The 6,448-nt window shown below is 68.1% G+C and carries 5 protein-coding genes and 1 pseudogene; 2 read left to right on the top strand and 4 right to left on the bottom strand.

Annotated features, from left to right (window positions below):
* Both KDJ86_RS09375 and KDJ86_RS09370 read right to left on the bottom strand, forming a co-directional pair.
* Positions 1 to 269: pseudogene (locus KDJ86_RS09375) on the bottom strand (hypothetical protein); the annotation flags it as partial.
* Positions 262 to 1,218 carry an aspartate carbamoyltransferase catalytic subunit gene (locus tag KDJ86_RS09370; RefSeq protein ID WP_291744956.1) on the bottom strand — a complete coding sequence of 319 codons (957 nt, stop codon included), beginning with the start codon at positions 1,216 to 1,218 and terminating at the stop codon, positions 262 to 264. The gene KDJ86_RS09370 and the pseudogene KDJ86_RS09375, both read right to left, overlap by 8 nt.
* 113 nt (positions 1,219 to 1,331) lie before the next feature.
* On the opposite strand from KDJ86_RS09370, the gene KDJ86_RS09365 reads away from it, so the two are divergent.
* A complete protein-coding gene (locus KDJ86_RS09365) occupies positions 1,332 to 2,972 on the top strand; it encodes an acyl-CoA dehydrogenase family protein (RefSeq protein ID WP_291744955.1) in 1,641 nt (546 codons plus the stop codon).
* 161 nt (positions 2,973 to 3,133) lie between these two features.
* Here KDJ86_RS09365 and KDJ86_RS09360 read toward each other — a convergent pair whose 3' ends face one another.
* A complete protein-coding gene (locus KDJ86_RS09360) occupies positions 3,134 to 4,300 on the bottom strand; it encodes a diphosphate--fructose-6-phosphate 1-phosphotransferase (RefSeq protein ID WP_291744954.1) in 1,167 nt (388 codons plus the stop codon).
* 55 nt (positions 4,301 to 4,355) lie between these two features.
* Entirely contained in the window at positions 4,356 to 5,405 is a 1,050-nt protein-coding gene (locus KDJ86_RS09355; RefSeq protein WP_291744952.1) for a type III polyketide synthase, read from the bottom strand.
* 153 nt (positions 5,406 to 5,558) lie between these two features.
* Here KDJ86_RS09355 and KDJ86_RS09350 point away from each other — a divergent pair, with 153 nt between their 5' ends.
* A complete protein-coding gene (locus KDJ86_RS09350; RefSeq protein WP_291744950.1) occupies positions 5,559 to 6,443 on the top strand; it encodes a UbiA family prenyltransferase in 885 nt (294 codons plus the stop codon).
* The last annotated feature ends 5 nt before the right edge of the window (positions 6,444 to 6,448 follow it).

Here is a 6,448-nt window from a genome sequence, read left to right as displayed (position 1 = left end):
TGCTCGGCCCCCGGCTCGCCGACGAAGACCCGCATGTCGACGATGCCGGGCGCGACGATCGCGCCCCTGCAGTCGACGATCTCGGCGTCGGCCGGGCGGGCGGTCCGCGCGTCGGGGCCGGCGGCGATGATCCGCCGGTCGGCGACCACCACGACGCCGGCCGCGTCGAGATCGCGCGAGGGGTCAATCACCCGGGCATTGGTGAAGACGACCGGGCGGTCGTCACCGCCGCGCTGAGCCAGCAACGTGTTGGACGCCGCCTCACGCATCGGGCAGGTGCGCGGCGAGCGCCTCGAGAACCGCCATCCGCACCGCGACGCCCATCTCGACCTGCTCGCCGATCAGGCTGTGCCTGCCGTCGGCGACCGCCGAGTCGATCTCGACCCCCCGGTTCATCGGGCCGGGATGCATGACCAGCGCGTCCGGCCCGGCGAAGGAGAGCTTCTCCTCGTCGAGGCCGAAATAGTGGAAATATTCCCGCACCGAGGGGACGAAGCTGCCCTCCATCCGCTCGCGCTGGAGGCGGAGCATCATCACGATATCCGCGCCGGCGAGGCCGGAGCGCATGTCGGTATGGACGTCGACGCCCATCCGCTCGATCCCGGTCGGCAAGAGGGTGGAGGGGCCGACGACGCGGACCCGGGCGCCCAGCGTATTGAGCAGGATGATGTTGGAGCGGGCGACGCGGCTATGGGCGATGTCGCCGCAGATCGCCACGGTCAGCTTGTCGATCGCGCCCTTGTGGCGGCGGATGGTCAGCGCGTCGAGGAGCGCCTGGGTCGGGTGCTCGTGGACCCCGTCGCCGGCATTGATCACCGAGCAGGAGACCTTCTGGGCGAGCAGCTCGACCGCGCCCGCGGCGTGGTGGCGGACGACGAGGATATCCGGCCGCATCGCGTTCAGCGTCATCGCCGTGTCGATCAGGGTCTCGCCCTTCTTGAGGGCGGAATTGGCGACCGCCATGTTCATGACGTCGGCGCCGAGCCGCTTGCCGGCGAGCTCGAAGGAGGACTGGGTGCGGGTCGAGGCCTCGAAGAAGAGGTTGATCTGGGTGCGGCCCCTGAGGACCGACTTCTTCTTCTCGATCTGGCGGCTGACCTCGACCGCCTCCTCGGCGAGGTCGAGCAGGCCGACGATCTGGTCGGCCGACATCCCCTCGATTCCCAACAGATGCCGGCTCGGAAGGGCAATCGCGGTGGGGGGCGGGGGCGCGTTCATTAAAGCCATTCCTATAGGCAGAGTCGGCCGCCCGGGCAAGCTTGGTTCGCGGCGTCGTGATAGTGTAGCCACAGAGAATCGCGGCTTGCCGCTGCGGGGCGCGGGAGTTTCCATTGAATTCGGCCGTCGGCACGCATGATGTCGTCAACCAGGCGCCGCCCTTGCTCGGCGTCAACCTGTTCACGTCCGACCCGGCGCTCTCGGCCCTGGTCGAGGGGATGCCGAATTCCATCCTCGACGAGCTCGCCGCCCACGGCCAGACCTGGGGTACGCCCGAGACCTTCGAGCTCGGCCGGATCGCCAATGCCAATCCGCCGCTCCTCAAGGCCTTCGATCCGAATGGCGTGCGGATCGATTCGGTGGAATTCCATCCCGCCTATCACGCGCTGATGCGGCGCAGCATCGCCGCCGGCATGCATGCCTCGATCTGGGACGCGACCAACGCCGAATCGAGCGTCCGCTCGCTTGCCCGCGCGGCGCGCCTGTACATGACCGCCGAGGCGGAGGCCGGCCATCTGGTTTCGCCGATCATGACCAATGCCTCGGTCGCCGCGCTCGCCCATGCGCCGGACATTGCCGGCGAGTGGCTGCCCAGGATCCGGTCCCGCCAGTACGATTCCTCGGCCCGCCCCATGCAGGAGAAGAAGGGCGTCGGCATCGGTGTCGCGCTGACCGAGAAGCAGGGCGGCAGCGACCTGCTGGCGACGACCAGCCGGGCGGAGGATGTCGGAGACGGCACCTGGCGGATATCCGGGCACAAGTGGTTCCTGTCGGCGCCGATGAGCGACGCCTTCGTCACCCTGGCCAGGACCCGCGAGGGGGTCTCGTGCTTCCTGGTGCCGCGCGCCCTGCCCGGCGGGGCCCGCAACCGTATCCGGCTGATGCGGCTCAAGGACAAGCTCGGCAACCGTTCCAGCGCCACCGCCGAGGCCGAGATCGACGGCGCGACCGGCTTGCTGATCGGCGAGCTTGGCCGCGGCCTCGCCGCGATCCAGGACATGCAGACCCTGATCCGCCTTGACTGCACGGTGGTTTCGGCCGGGCTGATCCGCATCGCCCTCGCCGAGGCGGTCCACCACGCCCGCTATCGCGAGGCCTTCGGCGAGGTGCTGCTCGAACAGCCCCTGATGAACCGGGTCATCGCGGATATGGCGCTCGACGCGGTTGCCGCGGCGGCGCTCGCCTTCCGCCTCGCCGAATCCTACGATCGCGCCGCCAACGACCCGGCCGAGGCGGCCTTCGCCCGGCTGATGACGCCAGCCGCCAAATACTGGGTCGCCAAGATCGCGCCGGCGCTGATCGCCGAGGCGATGGAATGCCTCGGCGGCAATGGCTATGTCGAGGAAAGCAAGCTGCCGCGCGTCTATCGCGAGGCGCCTTTCCACGCCGTCTGGGAAGGGCCGGGCAACCTCATGTGCCTCGAGGTGATGGGGGTGATGCGGAAGTCCTCCGAGCCGCTGGAGGCGGTGCTTGCCAATATCGAGGATGCGCTTGGCGGCACCGCCAAGTCGACGCTCAACGTGCTGCGCGCCGCCGCCGCCGTGGCGCTCGCCGACGAGGGCTCGGCGCGCATCCTCACCGAGCAGCTGGCGATGACGGTCGCGGCCGCCTCGCTCCGCCGCCGCTTCCCCGCGGTGATCGCCGATGCCTTCCTCGAGACCCGGCTCGGCAAGCCGTGGCGAACCACATACGGCATGCTCGATTCCCGCTTCGACGCGACGGCCTTCATCAACTACATCTGCCCGCCGGTCTAGACGGCGGCGGCGTCGGCCGGCGAGGAGGCAGGTGCAGAAGACCATCCAGCCTCCGCCTGCAATGAACCCAGCCTGGGTCCCCGCTTGCGCGGGGACGAGCGGCTGAGGGATCGTCCTCGCCGGATTGGAAAGTGGTGACGTCCGGCCGAATGCGGCCCCCTTCAGACGAAGGGCGTCCAGGCGTCGGGGCGGGGCGGCAGCAGGCGGCGGAAATAGGCGAGGCCGGTCTCGGTCAGGTGGTTGCCCTCCGCCGTCAGGAAGTCGGCGGGCATGGTCTTGGTCCTGTTGGCCACCGCGGCGAGCGGCACCATCCTCAGGACCGTGCGGCCGTCCTCGTATGTCTGGGCGACGGAGCCGCTTCCGGCCTCGTGGCTCTCCACGGCGAAACGGCCGATCGCGAAAGCCTCGGCCTGGTCGATCGCGCTGATCGCGCCGATGAAGCCGCGCGGCAGGTAGCCGAAGGTGTCGACCCGGGCGCGGACCCCCGGCAGGTCGTCCTTGATCGCCTCCTGGAGGGCGAGGCCGAGATCGCCGCCGGAAAGCTGCAGGTTGCCGTGGGCGTCGCGCTCGTGGAGATGGGCCGGGATCAGGCTCTCGGCGAGCGGCTTGTGGTCGGCGGTCTGGACCCCCTCCGACATGGCGATGACGCAGCGCCCATGCTTGTCGAGGGTGGCGCGGATGTCGTCGATCAGCCGCCCTTCGGTGAAGGGCACTTCCGGGACATAGACGAGGTGCGGCCCGTCGGTCTCGTCGCGCCGCCAGGCGGCCGCCGAGGCGGTCAGGAAGCCGGCATGGCGCCCCATCACGATGCCGACATAGACGCCGCGCATGGCGCGGAAGTCGAGGTCGACGGAGAGGAAGGCATTGGCGACGAAGAGCGCCGCGGACATGAAGCCGGGCGTATGGTCGTTCTCGACGAGATCGTTGTCGATCGTCTTCGGCGCATGGATGAAATGGATATGGTCGCCGGCGGACTTGTCGAGCAGGTCGAGCGTGCCCGAGGTGTCGTTGCCGCCGATATAGATGAAGGCGCTGGCGCCCACCTTGTCGAGCCCGGCGAGCACGCGCTGGCAATAGGTGGCGTCGGGCTTGTCGCGCGTCGAGCCGAGGCCGGAATTCGGCGTGTTGGCGAAGCGCATCAGCTCGGTCTCGGAAATCGTCGACAGGTCGACATAGTCGTCGCGGTCGATGCCGCGGACGCCGTGGCGGGCGCCCAGTATCCGGGAGCCGGGATAGCGCTCGCGGGCGGCGAGCGCGGCGCCGGCCACCGTCTGGTTGATCACTGCGGTCGGACCGCCCCCCTGGGCGATGACGAATACCTTGCTCATGCTGCCTCCCTCGGCCGGATGGATGCCCCGGCGCAGGATAGCTTTGCCTGCCCCTCTATGCCCAGTGCAAGAGGCTTGTCTCTGCGGAAAAGCCGGGGCCGAAGGCGGCGAGCAGCCCGTAGTCGCCGGATTTGTGCGGGCTGTTGCGGATTTCGTCGTCGAGGACGAAGAGCACCGTCGCACTCGACATGTTGCCGAACTGGCTGAGCACGGCATAGCTCGCCCGGAAATCGGTCGGCCCGCGGCCGAGTTCCTTCTGGTAAGCCTCCAGAATGCGGGTGCCGCCGGGGTGGAAGACGAAGCTCGCGATGTCGTCGATCCCGACACTGGCGTCGGCCAGCGTGTTCTCGATCGATTCCGGCATCATGTTGCGGATCGTATCGGGAACCCTTCGCGAGAAGACGACGCGGAAGCCGCTGTCGACGAATTCCCAACCCATCAGGTTGTTGGTGCGCGGACGAAGCAGCGTCGTGCTCTTCAGGACGTTGATCGGCCCGTCGGCTCCGCCGCGGATCAGCACCGCCGCGGCGCCGTCGCCGAACAGGCTCGCCGCCACCAGGTTCGACTTGGCGAAGTCGTCGCGCTGGAAGGTCAGGGAATTGAGCTCGACCGCGACGAGGAGCACGGTCGTCTTGTCGTCGTCGCCGGCCATCCTGGCGCCGAGCGCCAGGCCGGCGGCGCCACCGCCGCAGCCGAGCCCGAAGAGCGGCATGCGCCGGACATTGGGGTGGAAGCCGAGCTTGTTCATGATCAGGACGTCGAGGCTCGGCGTCGCGATGCCGCTCGAGGAGACGAAGATGAAATGATCGATATCGCCGAGGTCGACGTCGGATCCGGCGATGGCCTTTTCGATCGCCTCGATGGCGAGGCGTTCGGCCCAGGCGAGATAGAGCCGGTTCTTGTCGGCGAGGGTGTGGTCGCGGCCGAACCAGTCCGCCTCGACGCAGAAATAGCGCTGATCGACGAGCGCGGAGGTGAAGACGGCGAGGTATTTTTCGACGTTGGCTATGTGCGGGCGAAAATGTTCACCTGCGAGATGCTTCGCCATGTCCTGGGGCATGAGGTGAGGCGGGACGGCGGTGCCGACCGAGACGATGCTTGCCATGCTGCGGATTACTGTCTTTCCCTTTGTCGTGGCGGGGATCATCGGTGATTCCCCGGGCGCGCTGTCGCGCACACTATCTCACGGGGATGGATCGGCAAATGCCTGAAAAACAACGGTGTCTCGGCGGCGATCGGACGGATCGGGGGCAGCCGGATGCATGAGGCGGAAAGCCGCAATTCGGAGTTGTCGCCGCTTCGCCGGAGGGCGAGGGGCGCGGTCTTCGTCATCCATCTCTTCCCGGCGGTGATGAATGCGGCGGCCGGCTTCGTCTTCTACCTGATCGCCGCGCGCGCCTGGGAAATCTGGCCCGCGCTGCTGCTCGCCCTGTCGATCTTCCTCGTGTCGGCCGCCGTCGGTGGCATGAACGATTTCCTCGATGTCGAGCTCGACCGGACGTCGCGGCCCGAGAAGCCTCTCGTCCGGGGCGATCTCGCGCCGCGAACGGCGTTCGTCATCTCGGCGGTCGCGGCGGTGGCCGGTGTCGTCCTGTCCGCGCTCTTCGGCCAGCCGGTGATGCTGGTCGCGCTTCTGGTGCTGGCGGTCGGGCTTGCCTATGATCTCTGGCTCAAGGACACGCTGTTCAGCTGGGCGCCCTATGGCGTCGGCATCCCCGCCCTGCCGGTCTGGGGCTTTCTCGCGGCGGGCAGCTTCACGCCCGTGCTGCTGGTCAGCTTTCCGCTCGGCGTGCTGATCGCGCTCGCCCTCAACCTCGCCAACACCATCCCCGACATCGAGGGCGATACCGCCTTCGGGATCAAGGGACTCGCCCATCAGCTCGGCGTAGACCGGTCGCTGGCCGTGACGTGGATATGCTTCGCGGTGACGATCGTGCTGCTGGCCCTGACGCCGGTCTATCTCGGCAACGATCCGAAGCTGCTCTTTCCGGGCATCGCGATCGGCGCGGTATTGCTCGCCGCGACGATCATTGATCGGCTCATCAGCCATTCCGCGGCTGCACTTCGCCGCGGCTGGTATATAAGCGCCGTGCTCGCCGGCATCCTCGGCGTGGCATGGGTCGTCAGCCTTCCTGCGAATTGATCACG

The organism is Bauldia sp. (assembly GCF_020442045.1).
GTDB lineage: Bacteria > Pseudomonadota > Alphaproteobacteria > Rhizobiales > Kaistiaceae > Bauldia.
Note: the sequence above shows the minus strand (reverse complement) of the source record. Positions and strands in the feature narration are given on the sequence as shown.

Excerpts from the sequence above, each read along its gene's own strand:
- KDJ86_RS09370 (WP_291744956.1), bottom strand. The coding sequence starts at position 1,218 with ATGAACGCGCCCCCGCCCCCCACCGCGATTGCCCTTCCGAGCCGGCAT.
- KDJ86_RS09355 (WP_291744952.1), bottom strand. The coding sequence starts at position 5,405 with ATGGCAAGCATCGTCTCGGTCGGCACCGCCGTCCCGCCTCACCTCATG.
- KDJ86_RS09350 (WP_291744950.1), top strand. The coding sequence starts at position 5,559 with ATGCATGAGGCGGAAAGCCGCAATTCGGAGTTGTCGCCGCTTCGCCGG.
- KDJ86_RS09360 (WP_291744954.1), bottom strand. The coding sequence starts at position 4,300 with ATGAGCAAGGTATTCGTCATCGCCCAGGGGGGCGGTCCGACCGCAGTG.